Genomic DNA, 17,735 nt, shown 5'->3' with positions numbered 1-17,735 from the left:
TGTATATTAGCACTTTGTAAACCCTTAATCTAATTGTTTTAATAAATATATTTAAAATGGCTACAACGTATGAAACCCGTTATGCTTCCAGTCCTAATGAAACGAAACAGATGGACACGGAGTCTTTGCGCAAGAATTTTTTAATTGAAAAACTTTTTGAAGAGAACAAGATTCATTTAGTATATACTCATTATGACCGTTATATAGCAGGAGGAGTAATGCCTGTTAGCGAAACAATTAAGCTCGAAACGATTGATGCATTGAAGGCGCCTTACTTTTTAGAGCGAAGAGAGCTCGGAATAATCAACATCGGTGGGGCAGGTACTGTTACCATCAACGGTGATGTTTACGACATTGATTTTAAAGAGGCTCTTTATGTTGGAAAAGGAAACGAAGAAGTGCTGTTTGCTAGTAATGATGCGAGTAACCCCGCGAAATTTTACCTTAATTCAGCTCCTGCTCATCAGGTATTTCCAATCAAAAAAGTTACCAAGGCAGATGCAGAAATTGTAGAGCTAGGCAGTTTGGAGACGGCTAATCATCGAATTATAAATAAATTATTAGTGGCGAGTGTGGTAAAGACCTGTCAATTACAAATGGGAATGACGGAATTAAAAACAGGGAGCGTTTGGAATACAATGCCCGCTCATACACATGATCGACGAATGGAAGTATATTGCTATTTCGAGGTGCCTCAAGGTCAGTCAGTATGCCATTTTATGGGCCAGCCGCAAGAAACAAGACATATTTGGATGCAGAATGAACAAGCTGTAATTTCTCCACCATGGTCTGTTCATGCCGGAGCTGCGACCTCCAATTATACCTTTATTTGGGGGATGGCTGGCGAAAATATGGATTATGGCGATATGGATGCTTGTGCAATTACCGAGCTGAGATAGACAGGGTAGCTTTTGCTAAGGGGTAATTATTACATGCCGACCAGTTAAGAGTATTTATAAAAATTAACAAATAGATAATAAAGAAGTGGGAAAAATCGAAAAAACGGGGTACTTGGGCACGCTGATAGCTTTGATGTCGCTGATCTTAATGTCTTGTAACACGGCGAATAAGCACAATAAGACAATTATAATTGCTAATCCTTCTAATGTAAAAAGAGCGGAAGTGGCCAGTATACCCTTTCAAGCATTTAAGCAAGCTTATAATCATTCAAATGCTTTTAAAATTATAGATGAGCAAGGAAAGGAATGTAGTTACCAGCTTGAAAAATTAGGAACGGACAGTATCGCAAATGTACTCATATGGGTGGAAATCCCAGCGAATAGTGAAGTACAACTTACAGTCGATAAGGGCGAACCCGCCAAGGTAAGGGCTAAAACTTTCGCGCGTTACGTGCCGGAACGTTTTGATGACTTCGCTTGGGAGAATGATAAAATTGCTTTTAGAATGTATGGAAAAGCATTGGAAGGAAGGCCGGATGATGCACAAGGAACAGATATATGGGCAAAAAGAACTGATGCTTTAGTTGTTGATGAATGGTATAAAACGGGCGATTACCATAAGGATCACGGGAAAGGATTAGATTATTATTCCGTTGGTATGACATTGGGAGCAGGGGATATCGCACCTTTTGTGAAAGATAGAATAATTTATTCAAAACATTATCGGCAGCACGAAATCTTGGATAACGGACCGCTTAGAAGTACTTTCAAATTAACTTTTGAACCTTGGGATGTAGGCGGTAAGGCTGTGTCTGTTACAAAAACTATCACGTTAGATGCAGGGTCACAGTTAAATAAAGTGGAAGTTGTTTATGATTACGATGGAGAGGAAGCACTACCTGTTGTAGCAGGAATTGTGTTGCGCGATGAAGCAGGCGAGACGATAGAAAAAGCCGAACAAGGGCTAATGGCCTATTGGGAACCAACGCATGGTGCTGATGGCACGTTAGGTGTGGGGGTTTTAACAGCAGAGCCGGTTAAAAAAAGTTTTAAAGCGGAAGGGCAATTGCTTAGCTTGTTAAGTGCTTCTAAAGGTAAACCTCTTATTTATTATAATGGAGGGGCTTGGGATAAGGCCGGCAACATAACATCAGCAAAAGCATGGGAGGAATACTTGCTACAATATCAGCATAATTTGAAAAATCCGTTAAAAGTTTCAATAAAGTAAATATATGTCCACATTAAATAAATTTGATTTAACAGGTAAGTTAGCAATTGTTACAGGCTGTAAACGAGGTATTGGAAAAGCAATGGCAGTTGCTTTGGCAGAGGCAGGAGCTGATATTATTGGTGTTTCAGCTTCTTTGGAGCTGACAAACAGCCAGGTGTCTCAAGAAGTTTCTGCGCTAGGGCGTAAGTTTTATGCCTATCAATGCGACTTCGCTCAGCGCCAATCGCTTTACAATTTTATAAATGAGGTAAAAACACATCATCCTCAAGTAGATATCCTTGTAAACAATGCCGGTAATATATTAAGGAAGCCCGCTGCGGAACACCCAGACGAATATTGGGATGAAATCATCGCTATAAATCAAACAGCCCAATTTATTATTACACGTGAATTTGGAAAGGAGATGGTTGCCCGTGGATCCGGTAAAATAATTTTCACCGCTTCTTTATTAACTTTTCAAGGGGGTATTAATGTACCTGGATATGCAGCATCAAAAGGTGCTGTAGGTCAGCTCACTAAAGCATTTGCGAATGAATGGGCAGGAAGCGGTGTAAATATAAATGCGATTGCTCCTGGTTATATTGCAACAGATAACACTTCTGCCCTGCGCGCAGACGGGGATAGAAGTCAGTCGATACTGGCACGCATTCCCGCTGGAAGGTGGGGTGAGCCAGACGATTTTAAAGGACCTATTGTGTTTTTATCCTCGGATGCGGCGGCCTACGTGCATGGCACTATCCTGACGGTAGACGGTGGTTGGATGGGACGTTAATTGAAACAACAAATGGCTTGTAAAATCGTTATAGGAAAGTGTAATTATTTACAGATGTCCTGTAAATAATTACACTGTTTTATATATGAGCAAAACTATCTTATCAAAAAACCTTCTTTATCTTTTTTTTCTGTTTACGATTATGGCATGTAATACACCCCAACAGGCGGCTCGTATAAATCGTAATGCGCCAAAAGGGAATACATTGTTAACGGAAACCATTGATCAGCGTTTTAAGCATGCTGCTACGCAATATAAACTGATGATGGAAGACCTCCCTGATGATAAGTTTCCCAAGACATTTGTGAAAAATAAAAATTATTTCGAAACCAGCGGCCCCGATTGGTGGACAAGCGGTTTTTATCCCGGTACCTTGCTTTATTTATTTGAAGAGACACAGGATTCCACTCTTCAAAAAGAAGCAAATAGAGCGATGAGCATATTAGCTAAACAACAAAATAATCAAAAATCAGCCGATCTGGGGTTTATTATGTATAATAGTTTTGGTAATGCTATGAAAATAGAACCTGCTATCTCCTACCATAAAACGCTTCTTACGAGCGCTAAAACACTGGCTAAACGATATAATAAAAAAGTAAAGGCTATCAGGTCATGGGATACAAAGCAAAATGATAAAGAGTTCGTTATCGTAATCGATCATCTTATGAACCTCGAATTATTATTTTGGGCTACACATGCAACGGGCGATTCATCTTATTATAAAATGGCGGTTAACCATGCAGAAACAGTTCTGAAGAATAATGTAAGAGAAGATTACAGTACATGCCAAATTGTAAATTTAGATACGAAGACCGGTAAACTCAAGCAAAGACGTAATGCACAGGGATACAATGATACATCTACTTGGGCGCGTGGAGAAGCTTGGGTGCTTTATGGTCTTACCGTATTATATCGGGAAACCAAAGACCAAAAATATTTAGCACTGGCAAAAAATGTTGCTGATTATATTTTAAATCACCCAAATCTTCCGAAGGATAAAATTCCGTATTGGGATTTTGATTCGCCCGAGATACCGAACACCTATCGTGATGCCTCTGCTGGCGCTATTATGGCTTCTTCCTTGCTGGAACTCTCCGGTTATACACAAGAAAATGGAAAGACATATTTCAAAGCAGCGGAAAAAATGCTGGAAACACTCGCCTCTCCTGCATATACATCTCTTCTGGGGGCCAATGGTGGGTTCATACTCATGCATGGTGCGGGTTACATACCTGTTATGGCTGAAGTGGATGTGCCATTACCTTACGCAGATTATTACTATATTCAAGCATTGAAAAGATATAAAGCGATTGTAACGGGAGTGAGAAGCAATAACGCAAGCGTTGTTTACCCTTAAATATTTATTCAAAAAAGCGATAAAAAAAAATGGATTTTGTTGAGTAATTTCAGGAATATTTTTATGTTTGTCTTTTGCTAAAACGATTTAACTATATTTGCACACGTTTTAATAAAATTGTAAACTTTAATGAAATCTGCATATTTATAGAGCATTGCAGGTAAGCAAACAGGACCAAAAACTTTAATAATATTTACGAATGAATAATAAGATCGTTGTAGGTTGCGATATCGGCGGATCACATATTTCAACCGCTTTGGTTGATCTGGAGAATAGAATCTTAGTAGAAGATACCTTTGAAAGACAAACCGTAAATTCACACGACGAGATAGCCGCTATTATTGATTCGTGGAGTGACTGCATACAGTCTTCTATGAAAAAGGGCAATTTAGAAACTACTGCCATTGGTATCGCTATCCCTGGTCCATTTGACTATGAGAAGGGCGTAAGTCTCATGAAGAACCAAAATAAATACGAGGCGCTTTATGAGATCAATGTGAAAGTACTATTGGCAAAAAAAATTGGTATAAATACAGAAGACATTACTTTCTTAAATGATGCTGCTTGCTTTCTACAGGGGGAGATGTTTGCTGGTGCTGGGGTGTTATTTAAACGTGCGGTCGGTTTAACGCTAGGAACAGGGTTGGGTAGTGCATTGTTCCTGAATGGGCATGCGGAGGATGGAGACCTATGGTGTGTGAAATTTAGGGAGAGCATTGCAGAAGATTACCTTTCAGGACATTGGCTGAAAAGCACCTATATAAAACGTACAGGCAAACACATAGAGAGCGTAAAAGCATTGTGTGCCATTGCAGAAGCAGATGCGGATGCGAGCGCAATTTTACGTGAGTTTGGTTATACCTTAGCAGAGTTTGTTTCTGAGCACCTATTGGATAAAGAACCTGAAGGACTTATTCTTGGAGGCAATATTGCAAAAGGATATGAACACTTTCTAAGTCATACACAAGACAGGTTAAAAGAGAGAGGGATATCACTTCCTATCAAAATTGCGCAGTTAGGTGAAATGGCTGCTATATATGGTGCGGCCGGAGCTCTTAAAACAGGTCTTTGAGCTCCACTAGCTCTTTAATACTATGTTTGATGTCTGTTGGTTCCTGAAGCCCGTTCGGATTGAAATAAATGGCCTCTAACCCAAATGCCTGAGCACCCCTAATATCTGCCTCAACACTATCGCCAATCATAATGCTTTCTGCTTTTTCGGCTTTCGCTGCCCGAAGTGAATACTGATAAATATCAGGATGAGGTTTGTGTACACCAACATCTTCTGAGATCACGATTTGAGAAAAATATTTTTTGAGATCTGTTTTCTCTACCTTAATTTCTGCAGCGTCCTTAAAACCATTAGAAATTAAATGAAGAACATACTTTTCTTTTAAGTAAGAAAGCGTCTCATGTGTGCCTGGAAATAAATTTGTTTTAGTGGGGCAGATGCGTAGATAATCAGCTTCAAAAGAAGCAGGAAACAAAGTAGGAGACAGCCCTAGTTCCGTAAAAGTATCTGCAAAGCGTGCTTTGCGTAATTGTGCCTTATCTATTTTTCCGTTATGGTATAAAGCCCATACGCGCTGATTGTTCCTTCCGTAGGTTTCGATGAACTTATCCGCAGAACTTATTCCTAAATCAACAAATTTATAAACCAGAAAAAGCTCTTGTAAAGCTTCCGTTGCATTTTTGTCAAAATCCCATAAGGTATGATCTAAATCAAAAAATATATGCTTTTTGTTTGAGTAACGCATAGGGCAAAGATAGTGATTTTAGTTGTGAGTTGCCAGTTATGAGTTTCGAGTTTTTACACTGGCAACTCATAACTGGCAACTCACAACTCTCTAAAAGCTTCACATCTTCTCTCCATAAGATAGGTCACCTGCATCGCCAAGACCTGGCACAATATAAGCCTTGCTGGTCATCTCGCTATCCACCGCTCCAATCCATAATTTTGCCTTGGGCAAATAGGCTTTTACATGTTCAATACCTTCTTCACTAGCAATGGCCGACACGATGTGTAGTTGTTTAATTGGATAGGTAGCCAACAGCTCTTTGCAGCATAATACCATGCTTCTTCCCGTTGCCAGCATGGGGTCTGCCATGACAACAATCTTATCTTTTAAATCCGGAGAAGTAACATATTTCTTCTCTATTTCGAAGGCGCCACTTTTCTTCGTTTTGCGATAGGCGCCAATAAAGCCGCTATCTGCCTTATCAAAATAGTTCAATAAGCCTTGATGTAGCGGAATGCCTGCTCTTACAATCGTCATAAGTACAGGTTGATCAGGAATTAATAATGTTTCTGAGATGCCCAGCGGTGTTTCTACTTCCCCCGGTTCGTAGAACATGGTTTTACTTATTTCATAAGCAAATATTTCTCCTAAGCGTTCCATGTTACGTCTAAAACGCATGCGATCCCGTTGAATTTTTATATCACGCAACTCCGAGATAAAATGATTTGCGATGCTCGTATGATTACTTAAGATAAAGGTCATGTCTGCTTGTTTTGGTTATTAGTTATTTGTTGTTAGTTATCCCTCAAACCACCTAACTACGCAACGATTTAACAACTTAACGATACAACTATTTAAGGATTCAATTAACTATCAAACACCTTTTTCGTATCTTTGTTTACATACCAATCAAGATTGCTTTAGACCATTCTGTTATAGTAGTCGACTATAAAACAAGATAAATGAACCCGACATGATTAATATAATCATTAAACACATAAGGCAATGATCACCTTAACCATCAAAGGTTCCATCTTACAGCTAAAAAAACAAAATATAAACGGATGAAATTTAAACTATCATCAACATACATACCAACAGGCGATCAGCCAGAAGCAATTCGTCAGTTGGTAGAAGGAATAAATGGAGGCGAGCATTACCAAACACTATTAGGCGTAACCGGTTCGGGGAAGACCTTTACCGTAGCGAACGTCATTGAGCAGACGCAGCGACCAACATTAATTTTAAGCCATAATAAAACCTTAGCAGCACAGCTATATGGAGAGATGAAGCAATTTTTTCCTGAAAATGCGGTGAACTATTTTGTTTCTTATTATGATTATTATCAGCCAGAAGCTTACATCGCAACTTCCAATACGTATATAGAAAAAGACTTGCAGATTAACGATGAAATAGAAAAATTGAGGCTTAGAACTACTTCCGCACTGATGTCGGGAAGAAGAGATGTTGTCGTCGTTTCATCTATATCCTGTATTTATGGTATGGGTAACCCAGAAGATTTTTCTCGATCGATATTCCGTTTTGGGGTAGGTACTACTATTACCCGGAACGCTTTTTTACATCGTCTCGTGGAAATTTTATATGCGCGTACTACCGCTGATTTTAAAAGAGGTACCTTCAGAGTAAAAGGTGATACTGTTGATGTATTCCCCGCTTATATGGATGATGCCTACCGCATTATTTTTTTTGGCGACGAAATAGAAGAGCTCAGTATTATTGATCCTGTCTCGGGGAAAACCCTAGAAAAAATGGAAACATTAGCCTTGTTTCCGGCAAATTTATTTGTCACTCCCAAGGAAAAATTCACGCAATCAATCTGGGCTATTCAAGACGAGCTAGTTCAACGGAAAGAACAACTTGTAAAAGATGGCAGAATGCTGGAAGCTAAGCGGCTGGAAGAACGCGTGAACTATGATTTGGAGATGATGCGTGAATTGGGATATTGTAGTGGCATAGAAAATTATTCCAGATTTTTCGATGGTAGACAGCCTGGGATGAGACCTTTCTGTTTATTAGACTATTTTCCTGATGATTATTTAATGGTAATTGATGAGAGCCATGTTACCGTTCCACAGATAAGGGCGATGTATGGAGGTGATAGGTCAAGAAAAATTTCACTTGTGGAATATGGATTTCGGTTGCCTGCGGCCTTAGATAATAGACCGCTTAATTTTCAGGAATTTGAATCACTTGCTCCGCAAACAATTTATGTAAGTGCCACACCAAGTGATTATGAACTTCAGAAAACAGAGGGTGTTGTCATTGAGCAGGTGATTAGACCTACGGGCTTATTAGACCCAACCATTGAAATTAGGCCAGTAATTAATCAAGTTGACGACCTGCTTGATGAAGTGGATAAAGTAACCAAAGAGGGTGGTAGAATATTAGTAACTACGCTCACCAAAAGAATGTCGGAAGAGCTTACCAAGTACATGACTCGTTTGGGTATTAAAGTACGTTATATACATTCTGAAATTAAAACCTTAGAACGTGTCGAAATTCTCAGGGGATTACGCTTAGGGGAATTTGACGTTTTAGTAGGGATTAATCTTCTACGGGAAGGTTTAGATCTACCGGAAGTTACCCTAGTAGCTATCTTAGATGCCGACAAAGAAGGGTTTTTACGTTCTCAAACGTCTCTTATACAGACGATTGGAAGAGCTGCTAGAAATGATCGAGGAAAAGTGATTATGTATGCAGATAAGGTTACGGATAGCATGCGGGCTACTATTGACGAAACGAATAGAAGAAGAGAAAAACAGATTGCATACAATGAGGACCATGGAATCACACCGCGTACAGTGGGCAAAAGCCGAGAGGCAATTATGGAGCAAACGTCTGTTGCCGATTTTAAAGGTGGAGCCGCAAAAGCTTATGTGGATCCTGATCCCGCAAGTAGTGTTGCGGCCGACCCTGTAGTACAGTATATGAGCAAGGGCCAATTGCAAAAAGCGATTGATACGGCTAAAAAGGATATGGAAAAGGCTGCAAAGGAAATGGACTTCTTACAAGCAGCTAAACTGAGAGATGAAATGTTTGCATTGGAAAAAACATTTAATGAAAAGTTCGGGTAGTAAGCCAATTAATCTTGTTAGGAACTCTTTGGCCAATGAAGTATGCTACTAATAGAGCTATGTAAAGAAAAAGCCCCAAAAAAAACGGGGCTTTTTCGACTTAATTTGTTGTATTTGAATTAAGTTGATCTATAGTGTATACTTAAAAGTAAGACCAAATCTTCCTGCCTCAAAGTCAGAGCCCGGCGATATAGTCCATGCCGGCCGCCAGTCGAAACCAACGCTAATAGGTATTTGAGATACCTTATATTCTAAACCTACTTGCGGTCTAATCACAAAACCTGTATCACCATCTCCAAAAAGCACTTGCGGCCCAATTCCAGCGTTCCACATTAAACCACCTGCATTAGGGATTGCTTTATTATAAGAATATTCTACTCCCAAAATTGTAATATCGTTGCCAAAAAGTACCATCGCTTGTCCGGCGTCTTGTGCAGTAAAAAAATGTTTTACATGCGGACCGACATAGGTGCCCCCATTACCTAGATCTAAAAATAAGCCAAAAGCCGTATTATACGGCGTACTATTCTGAGCTGACGCAGGCTTTAGCAGAACAACCTGAAGTAACACGAAGAAAGTTGAAAATAGAAAAAATTGTTTCATTTTATATTTAATTATTAAGGTTAATTACTAGATCTTTCCTTCTTTTTTCCACTAATTATTTATGCAGATTCAAAGAAATGTCATGCCTCAAAAATGTTGCTTTTTTTTCGTTTATAATATACTGTGCTTACGGTATTTTTCTCTAATGGTTTTCAGGTATATCATAAAACCTTTTCTTTATGCTTCATAGAATAAGTAGATTTGTTAGGGAGTTAACGTTATTTTATGCACTATTTATTCGTAATAGGAATGTGCGTTGCCTTTTGCTTTAAAGTAAACGCGCAACAAAAGCTTTCTTTCAATCAAGACAGCTTGCTGAATGTCGTCAATGGCAATACTTCTGAAAAGCAGAAAATACAGGCCCTTCAAGATTTATCAGATCATTGGCTTTATATAGATTCGGCTAAGTCGATGCAATATGCGCAAAATGCATTCGCACGAAGTGTTAAAACCAACGATAACTTGGCCACTGCTATCGCACACTATTATGTGGCAGGTGTCTATATGGAGCACTATAATTTGATAAAAGCTCGAAATGAATTTCAGCGAACAGTATCTCTGTTAAAGACAGATACTTCTTACACGGCGCAACGATATTTAGCCAGAACGTGGCATAATATAGGAGCGATCGCTCAGCGCGAAGATAATACAGAAGAATTTCTTCGACTCTTAATAGAAAAAGCCTGTCCGATTTTAGAGCGTATAGGTGACTCTCTTCTGCTTGCCGGGAATTATTATGATATAGGAAATGTATTCTGTGATATTAGACAATACGGGAAGGCATTTTCCTATTTCCAAAAAGCTTCCAATATATTTTCAGCGCATAATGGATATGCACAAGCAGTAGAAAGCCGTTTAGGAATGGTCAAAGCATTACTTTATCAAGAAGATTTCTCTACTGCGAACAAGAAAAAAATGCAAGATAATCTGACTTTTTCTTTCCAGTTATTGAAGAATCATCCCCAAGCCTATCCCTGGTTAGGGTATTATATTTTACAAGGAATGTTTCAACAATATGTAAATAAAAATTATCCCGAGGCTTTAGCTAATTATAACAAAGGTTTAGCTTTTGCCGACAAACGACAGGAACCATATAACCGCATTGAACTGCTTAATCGTAAGTATTATTTGTTCTATGATCAAAAACAATACGCCAAAGCCCGGGATATGGCTTATAGCGTTTATAAAGAAAATGCGAATTATCCTCTTTCTAGAAATAAACTCATTAATCTAAAAAATTTGATTGATGTGGAGGAGGTATTGGGAAATAAGGACAGAGCTTTTTCTCTACTCAAAGAATACGTTGATTTAGCTGATACGGTTAACAAAAAGCAAACGAATGTAAAACTTAACCTCATTGAACAGAAATACGAACATGAAAAAAAAGAGAGAGAGATCGTTGAGCTGAAGGCTGAAAATCACCTAAATGCAGTTGAATTGAAGTATAATCGGGCCATATTGACGGGAACGGTTTTAGCACTGGGCCTATTACTGATCTTGTTGTTTTTAGGGTATCTTTTATATAGGAATAAACAAATGCTTTCCAAACAGGAGAAAGAGCTTCATGAGCAGCAAATAGAGCGATTAAGAAAAGAACAACAACTGAATTTTTTTAATGCCATGATACAAGGACAAGAGCAAGAGAGAAAAAGGCTTGCAAGCGATTTGCATGATGGTTTGGGCGGCCTCTTGTCGAATATCAAACTCCTTTTGTCGAAAAATCCATGTGTAGAGGAAAATGAAATGGCGCAGCAACAGCATCAGACTATCTTAAACAAACTAGACGCTGCGGTGAATGAATTAAGAAGGATAGCCAGAAATATGATGCCAGAAACACTTTTACGATTCGGATTGGTCACCGCTTTGCGGGATTTCTGTGAAGACCTGGAAAGATCAGGCGTAAAAATATCGCTTCAAACCTATGGTTTTTCTCCACAAGATGATAAAAATCAGCAAATTATGATTTATCGCATCTTGCAAGAACTGATTAATAATGCTGTGCGACATGCTTCGGCAAAGAATATTTTGGTGCAATGCATTCAAAATGAAGAAAAGGCCTATATTACGGTAGAAGATGATGGTTTGGGCTTTAATCTTAATGAGCTTGAACAGAAAAAAGGTATCGGTTTACATAACGTTAAAAATCGTGTGAGCTATCTCAATGGTCAGCTCGACATACAATCTGAAAGACATGTTGGAACGACGATAAACATCGAATTTAATCTTATCAATGAAACAAATAAACAAGCGATTTTGGTATAAATGTTATATTAAATGGAACAGCGTATACATATATTAATTGTTGACGATCATCCTGTCGTATTGGAAGGTATGAAGGCTTTATTACAGGATAATGATATGGTGGAAGTGGACGCCTGCTGTAGCAATGGTCAGGATGCGTTGGCGTTTTTACTCGAAAATAAGGTAGATGTTATTTTGTTAGATATTAACCTGCCTGATATTAGTGGTATAGATTTATGCAAGTTAATAAAGCAACAGTACGCTGATATACATATCGTTGCTATTAGCAACTACAATGAAAGAAGCATGATTACCAAGATGTTGCAAAATGGTGCGACAGGTTATGTGCTTAAGAATGCTTCTGCAGAAGAAATTATTGACGCCATTCGGGCAGTAGTAAAAAAAACAGTGTACTTCAGTCCTGAAGTACAAAAATCCCTTTTTGAAGCGGCCTTAGATGACCCTTTGGATTTACCAAAACTTACACGGAGAGAACAGGAAGTACTTCGCTGCATTGCAGAAGGAAAAACAACAGCTGAGATTGGAGATACCTTGTTTATCAGTCCACATACGGTAGAGACACACCGACGAAACCTGATGCAGAAATTTCAGGTCTCTAATGCTGCCGCTTTGATTAGGGTTGCGAGTCAATACCAGTTAATTTAGGTCGCTTTTTTCATAAGTAGTATTTAGAGAAAATATCAATTTCTTCCTTCATAGAGAATTGTTTTCTTTTGTACCTGTCGTATACATTAATTATAAACCACGCCTTTTTATGAAACGAATTACGGGTCTTTTAATCTTTTTTTTATGTTCGTCTATCGGCTATTTACAGGCACAGAAAATATCAAAAGGAATAGCGGTGACCAAGGATGGTCATTTTTTTCAGTACAACGATGGCAGTCCTTTCTTCTGGCTCGGCGACACTGCATGGGAGCTTTTTCATAGACTTACGAAGGAAGAGATTAACAAGTACTTGGATAATAGAAAATCTAAAGGGTTTAATGTTATACAGGCTGTAATACTAGCAGAGATGGATGGCCTTCAAGCTCCTAATAAAGAAGGTGAAGTGCCCTTTAATGGATTAGATCCATCCAGACCAAATGAAGCATATTTTCGATTTGTTGATTGGGTAGTTAATAAGGCAGCACAAAAGGGGCTATTTATAGCACTTCTTCCAACTTGGGGTGATAAGGTCATGAAAGCATGGGGAAAGGGGCCGGTAGTATTCAATGAAAAAAATGCTTATCAATACGGATTATTTTTGGCTGAACGTTATGCTAAGTTCGCAAATGTGATATGGATTGCAGGAGGAGATAGACCCGCATATGTGGATACAATGGATACCCGTCCTATATGGAGAGCCATGATAAAAGGACTTCGAAAGGGCAATACAAATAAAAATTTAATCACATACCATCCTGCGGGAGAGTCTTCATCCACTAATTTTTGGAAAGAGGAAAACATATTGGATTTTAATATGCTACAGTCTGGTCATGCACGCAAGGATATCCCTGTTTGGGAGTGGGTCCTAAGGGATCGTTCAATTAATCCAACAAAACCGATCATTGATGGAGAGCCGTCCTATGAGGATCATCCTATAAATTGGAAAAAAGCTAATGGTTATTTTAATGATTACGACATTCGGAAGCAGGTTTATAGGTCTGTTTTTTCAGGAGCGGCGGGTGTAACTTACGGGCATCACTCTGTTTGGCAATTTTATAGTAAAGAAGTGCCAAACACAGCTTTCGCAAAGATGTATTGGTATGAGGCGCTTAATCGACCTGCAGCCACACAGATGCAATACCTTAAACAATTAATAGAAACAAGATGTTCAAATGATCGGGAACCAGATCAGCGTCTTGTGTTGGATAAACAGCATGATGCAAGTGAATACATTGCCGCGTTAAAATGTCAAAAAAATAAACTGGCAATGTTTTACCTGCCAGTTGCTAAAGCTGTGCAGGTCGATTTATCTTGGTTTGAATCATCTACCATAAAAATTGAATGGTTCGAACCTTCCAGTGGAAAAATTATCAGCAAAGAAACAGCACAGAAGCAAAATCAGATGAGCTTTATACCGCCAAAGGGAGCATATAAAAAAGATTGGGTCTTGCTTGTTAGCTACTAACCTGCATTCCTTCTACTTTAAACGCATCTTCTACTTTTGAAATCTTTCCAAATGGCGCTCTGGTAGAATGATAAAACATACAAATCCAGCCATCCTTCACAGCACGTTCGCCATATTCTTCCCGAAGATGCATCGCCTTCTTTCCGTCAAAGTCATATTTGGCGGCAAATTTTCTAAGTAATTGCTCCGGTTCCGGTAGTTCGTCACCACCGAAAAAATAATGTTCGTTACCTTCTTTTACGTGAAATACTTGATGAAATTCGGTATGCCCACCGCTGTGTTCATAGGAGATTTCTCCATTTATAGAACCATTTCCTTCTACCAGCTGAAGATTGCCACTTCGTTGTAAAATATCAAAAACAGCCGTTTTATAGGAGGTAGATTTTCCACTGTAGGCGGTTTCCCACTCTCCACGTGAAACAACGTACTCCGCTTTCGGAAATGATAGCTGTAATTTTCCGTCTTTTTCATACACCATGCCACTAGCATGATCCTGATGTAAATGCGACATCAACACGAAACTTACATCATCGGGAGAAAAGCCTTTACTTTTTATATTTTTATGTAAAATCAATTCTCCTTTTTCGTCAGTGTAGCCTAAACCTGTATCTAAAAGAATTAAATCATTCGAGGTTTCAATTAGAAAAGGATGAACATGTATAAATAATGAACCCTTTCTATCCTTTTTGTCGTCTTTTTCAGGATCGAAAGGAATGAATTTTTTTGAACTATCGACAGAATATGAACCTTCGTATAAAGAAAATACTTGCATGCTGATAAGTAAAATTAAAAATTAAAAAACCTGCACCATTTACAGGATTGGGTATTAGATCAATCGCAGCGAGGGTATCACTTTTCGCTTTAAGCTTTTCGCTCCACAATTAAAAACGTATATTTACCCGTTGATTAGTGCAAAGATATGCAAAAAAGGTGGGTAGACAGATACAAAGCAGATACTAATAAGGTAGAAACATTAGCTAGTGCGCTCAACATTAATAAAGTGTTGGCTACATTGCTTATTCAGCGGGGGGTGGACGACTTCGATCAGGCGCGTAACTTCTTCCGACCGCGACTAGAACATTTACACGATCCATTCCTAATGAAAGATATGGAACGTGCCATTGGTCGTATTGAGCGTGCTATTGGCATGAAAGAAAATATCTTAATCTACGGAGATTATGATGTAGATGGAACCACTTCGGTCGCTGTACTCTTCAGTTTTCTGAATCGTTTTTATAATCATATAGGATATTATATTCCCGATCGATATAAAGAAGGATACGGTATTTCAACGCAAGGAATTGATTATGCGGCACAAAACAATTATTCGTTGATAATTGCCCTAGACTGCGGTATAAAGTCCATCGATAAAGTTGAATACGCTCGTACTAAAGGAATAGATTTTATAATCGGAGACCACCACACCCCGGGAAACGAGCTGCCGCAAGCTGTAGCTGTACTAGATCCTAAAAGAAAAGATTGTGATTATCCCTATAAAGAACTCTCTGGTTGCGGTATAGCCTTCAAAATTATTCAGGCATTTGCCAAAATAAATCAGCTGGAAGATATTACAGTGTATCAATATTTGGATTTGGTAGCGGTTAGTATTGCCTCTGATATTGTGCCGATCACTGGGGAAAATAGAGTGTTGGCCTATTATGGTTTGAAGAAACTGAATAACAATCCTTGCTTTGGTTTAAAGGCATTGATTGATTTAGCGACCAAAAGCAGTGATTTGAGTTTAACCGATGTTATTTTTCAAATAGGTCCACGTATCAATGCTGCAGGAAGAATCGACCATGCCAAAGACGCTGTTAAGTTGTTGATAGCTAAAAGTTCGGAAGAAGCTAAAACGTGTTGTGGACTGATTGATATACAAAACATGCAGCGGAAAGACTTCGATGCCCGTATAACAGCAGAAGCCCTAGAGCAAATACAGGCAAATGAGCATCTCATGCAACGAAAAACAACTGTTGTTTATCAGGAAGATTGGCATAAAGGAGTGATTGGAATCGTGGCGTCTCGGTTAACTGAAAAGTATTATCGGCCAACTATTGTGCTGACCAAATCAAATGGTCACGTGGCAGGTTCGGCAAGGTCAGTTGCTGGCTTTGATCTGTATGAGGCTCTCTCTGAGTGTAGTGACTTATTGGATCAGTTTGGAGGTCATAAATATGCTGCCGGGCTGACAATGAAGGTTGAAAATGTCATTGCGCTACAAAAACGTTTTGAAGAAGTAGTGGCCCAAAGCATCGACCCGGAATTACTTGAACCGGAAATAAGCATCGACGCAGAAATAAAGTTAGTAGATATAACAGCTAAGTTCTTTAGAGTGCTGCAGCAATTTGCACCATTCGGACCGGAAAATAATGCCCCCGTTTTTATTGCGCGGAATCTATATACGGTTGGAGCCGCAGCATTAGTTGGCGTTAATCATTTGAAAATGACCCTCACACAAGAAGGTGCTGGGATTTTTGATAGTATTGGTTTCGGATTAGGTGAATTTTTACCGCTCATTAATAAAGGCATACCGTTTGATGCATGTTTTAGCATTGAGGAGAATGTCTGGAGAGACAAAAGATCCCTTCAGTTGAATTTAAAGGGAATAAGGTTGGGAAGTTAATTGATAATGTAAATGGGTTAAGTCGTTAAATCGTTGTGTAGTTCAATAGGTGAGTCTTTGAATAGGTGGGTCGTTATTTGAAAGTGAGTTTGGGCTGTGATCATTAATTTAGGTAAATCAAAACGACTAAATCATGCTTACAGTTCGTAACTAATAACTAACAACGAATAACCAGTAACTAACATCGAATAGCTAAAAAAATGATTTTAAAAGCAGAACATCTGGTTAAGAAATATAAGCAACGTACTGTTGTTAACGATGTTTCATTTCATGTTGAACAAGGTGAAATTGTCGGCTTGTTGGGGCCTAATGGAGCAGGTAAAACGACCTCCTTTTATATGATCGTTGGTTTGATTAAACCAAATTCGGGAAATGTTTTTCTTGAAGAGCATGATATTACGGAAGATCCTATGTATAAAAGAGCTCAAAAAGGGATAGGTTATTTAGCGCAAGAGGCCTCCGTATTTAGAAAACTTTCTGTGGAAGATAATATTATGGCTGTTTTAGAAATACATCATAAGGATAAGGAAGTTCGAAAGGAAAAACTCGAGGAGCTCATCAATGAATTTAGTCTACATAAAGTTCGAAAAAATCGAGGTGATCTTTTATCTGGAGGAGAGCGCCGACGTACCGAAATAGCGCGTGCACTAGCCGCAAGCCCACACTTCATTTTGTTGGATGAGCCATTCGCTGGTGTTGATCCCATCGCCGTAGAAGAAATACAAACGATCGTTCATAAACTTAAGCATAGAAACATAGGTATTTTAATAACTGATCACAACGTTCAGGAAACCCTTTCCATTACTGATAGAGCATATCTCCTTACGGAGGGTAAAATTATGCTTACCGGAACACCCGAAGAAATAGCAGTGAATGAGATGGCAAGGACATTCTATCTTGGACAACATTTTGAATTGAGAAGAAAGAAGCTGGGCGGAGCCGTTACTAAGTAAATCTGTCTCCTTAATCAAGTAGTTAATATAGGAGCATCAAAAGTAGGCAGCAGCGGGTGGAAGATTAGCATATTATCGTTTGCATGACCGG

At 38.8% G+C, this 17,735-nt stretch carries 15 protein-coding genes; 11 read left to right on the top strand and 4 right to left on the bottom strand.

What is annotated here, in order from left to right:
* Positions 1–56: 56 nt before the first annotated feature.
* The 5 genes from kduI to BMY50_RS17270 all read left to right on the top strand — a co-directional run bounded on the left by kduI (position 57) and on the right by BMY50_RS17270 (position 5,331).
* The gene (gene kduI, locus BMY50_RS17290) at positions 57–899 is read left to right on the top strand and encodes a 5-dehydro-4-deoxy-D-glucuronate isomerase (RefSeq protein ID WP_093326752.1); all 843 of its coding nucleotides are present in this window, start codon (positions 57–59) and stop codon (positions 897–899) included.
* Between the two features lie 85 nt (positions 900–984).
* Complete coding sequence (locus tag BMY50_RS17285) at positions 985–2,127, top strand: DUF4861 family protein (protein WP_093326749.1); 1,143 nt, start codon at positions 985–987, stop codon at positions 2,125–2,127.
* Positions 2,128–2,131: 4 nt separating this feature from the next.
* Positions 2,132–2,902, top strand: coding sequence for an SDR family NAD(P)-dependent oxidoreductase (locus tag BMY50_RS17280; RefSeq protein WP_093326747.1), 771 nt, complete (start codon positions 2,132–2,134; stop codon positions 2,900–2,902).
* An 85-nt stretch (positions 2,903–2,987) separates the two neighbouring features.
* Positions 2,988–4,259, top strand: coding sequence for a glycoside hydrolase family 88 protein (locus BMY50_RS17275; RefSeq protein WP_093326745.1), 1,272 nt, complete (start codon positions 2,988–2,990; stop codon positions 4,257–4,259).
* Between the two features lie 199 nt (positions 4,260–4,458).
* A complete protein-coding gene (locus tag BMY50_RS17270; RefSeq protein WP_093326742.1) occupies positions 4,459–5,331 on the top strand; it encodes an ROK family protein in 873 nt (290 codons plus the stop codon).
* Here the strand turns inward: BMY50_RS17270 and BMY50_RS17265 are convergent.
* Both BMY50_RS17265 and upp read right to left on the bottom strand, forming a co-directional pair.
* Positions 5,315–6,016, bottom strand: a complete 702-nt coding sequence (locus BMY50_RS17265) for a YjjG family noncanonical pyrimidine nucleotidase (RefSeq protein WP_093326740.1) — start codon at positions 6,014–6,016, stop codon at positions 5,315–5,317. The genes BMY50_RS17270 and BMY50_RS17265 overlap by 17 nt on opposite strands.
* A gap of 99 nt (positions 6,017–6,115) precedes the next feature.
* Complete coding sequence (gene upp, locus BMY50_RS17260) at positions 6,116–6,760, bottom strand: uracil phosphoribosyltransferase (RefSeq protein WP_093326737.1); 645 nt, start codon at positions 6,758–6,760, stop codon at positions 6,116–6,118.
* 302 nt (positions 6,761–7,062) lie between these two features.
* On the opposite strand from upp, the gene uvrB reads away from it, so the two are divergent.
* Positions 7,063–9,093, top strand: a complete 2,031-nt coding sequence (uvrB, locus tag BMY50_RS17255) for an excinuclease ABC subunit UvrB (RefSeq protein ID WP_093326734.1) — start codon at positions 7,063–7,065, stop codon at positions 9,091–9,093.
* A 129-nt stretch (positions 9,094–9,222) separates the two neighbouring features.
* Here the strand turns inward: uvrB and BMY50_RS17250 are convergent, their stop codons facing one another.
* Positions 9,223–9,696 (bottom strand): hypothetical protein, encoded by a 474-nt coding sequence (locus BMY50_RS17250; protein ID WP_093326732.1) that lies wholly within the window; start codon positions 9,694–9,696, stop codon positions 9,223–9,225.
* A 225-nt stretch (positions 9,697–9,921) separates the two neighbouring features.
* On the opposite strand from BMY50_RS17250, the gene BMY50_RS17245 reads away from it, so the two are divergent.
* The 3 genes from BMY50_RS17245 to BMY50_RS17235 all read left to right on the top strand — a co-directional run bounded on the left by BMY50_RS17245 (position 9,922) and on the right by BMY50_RS17235 (position 14,068).
* Positions 9,922–11,958: a sensor histidine kinase gene (locus BMY50_RS17245; RefSeq protein ID WP_093326729.1), complete on the top strand. Its 2,037-nt coding sequence runs from the start codon at positions 9,922–9,924 to the stop codon at positions 11,956–11,958.
* Positions 11,959–11,970: 12 nt separating this feature from the next.
* Positions 11,971–12,603: a response regulator transcription factor gene (locus tag BMY50_RS17240; protein ID WP_093326727.1), complete on the top strand. Its 633-nt coding sequence runs from the start codon at positions 11,971–11,973 to the stop codon at positions 12,601–12,603.
* 109 nt (positions 12,604–12,712) lie between these two features.
* Positions 12,713–14,068, top strand: a complete 1,356-nt coding sequence (locus BMY50_RS17235) for an apiosidase-like domain-containing protein (RefSeq protein ID WP_093326724.1) — start codon at positions 12,713–12,715, stop codon at positions 14,066–14,068.
* On the opposite strand, the gene BMY50_RS17230 is transcribed toward BMY50_RS17235, so the two are convergent.
* Positions 14,058–14,840 (bottom strand): MBL fold metallo-hydrolase, encoded by a 783-nt coding sequence (locus BMY50_RS17230; RefSeq protein WP_093326721.1) that lies wholly within the window; start codon positions 14,838–14,840, stop codon positions 14,058–14,060. The two genes, BMY50_RS17235 and BMY50_RS17230, sit on opposite strands and share 11 nt — an antisense overlap.
* Before the next feature lie 147 nt (positions 14,841–14,987).
* Between BMY50_RS17230 and recJ the strand changes: the two genes are divergently transcribed.
* Together recJ and lptB are read left to right on the top strand one after the other, a co-directional pair.
* Entirely contained in the window at positions 14,988–16,691 is a 1,704-nt protein-coding gene (gene recJ / locus BMY50_RS17225) for a single-stranded-DNA-specific exonuclease RecJ (protein ID WP_093326718.1), read from the top strand.
* A 200-nt stretch (positions 16,692–16,891) separates the two neighbouring features.
* On the top strand, positions 16,892–17,644 hold the full coding sequence (lptB, locus tag BMY50_RS17220; RefSeq protein WP_093326715.1) for an LPS export ABC transporter ATP-binding protein: 753 nt from the start codon (positions 16,892–16,894) through the stop codon (positions 17,642–17,644).
* The last annotated feature ends 91 nt before the right edge of the window (positions 17,645–17,735 follow it).

It is taken from the genome of Olivibacter domesticus (assembly GCF_900109575.1).
Taxonomy (GTDB): domain Bacteria; phylum Bacteroidota; class Bacteroidia; order Sphingobacteriales; family Sphingobacteriaceae; genus Olivibacter; species Olivibacter domesticus.
The sequence above is the reverse complement of the archived record's forward strand: the minus strand, read 5'-3'. Positions and strand labels throughout refer to the sequence as shown.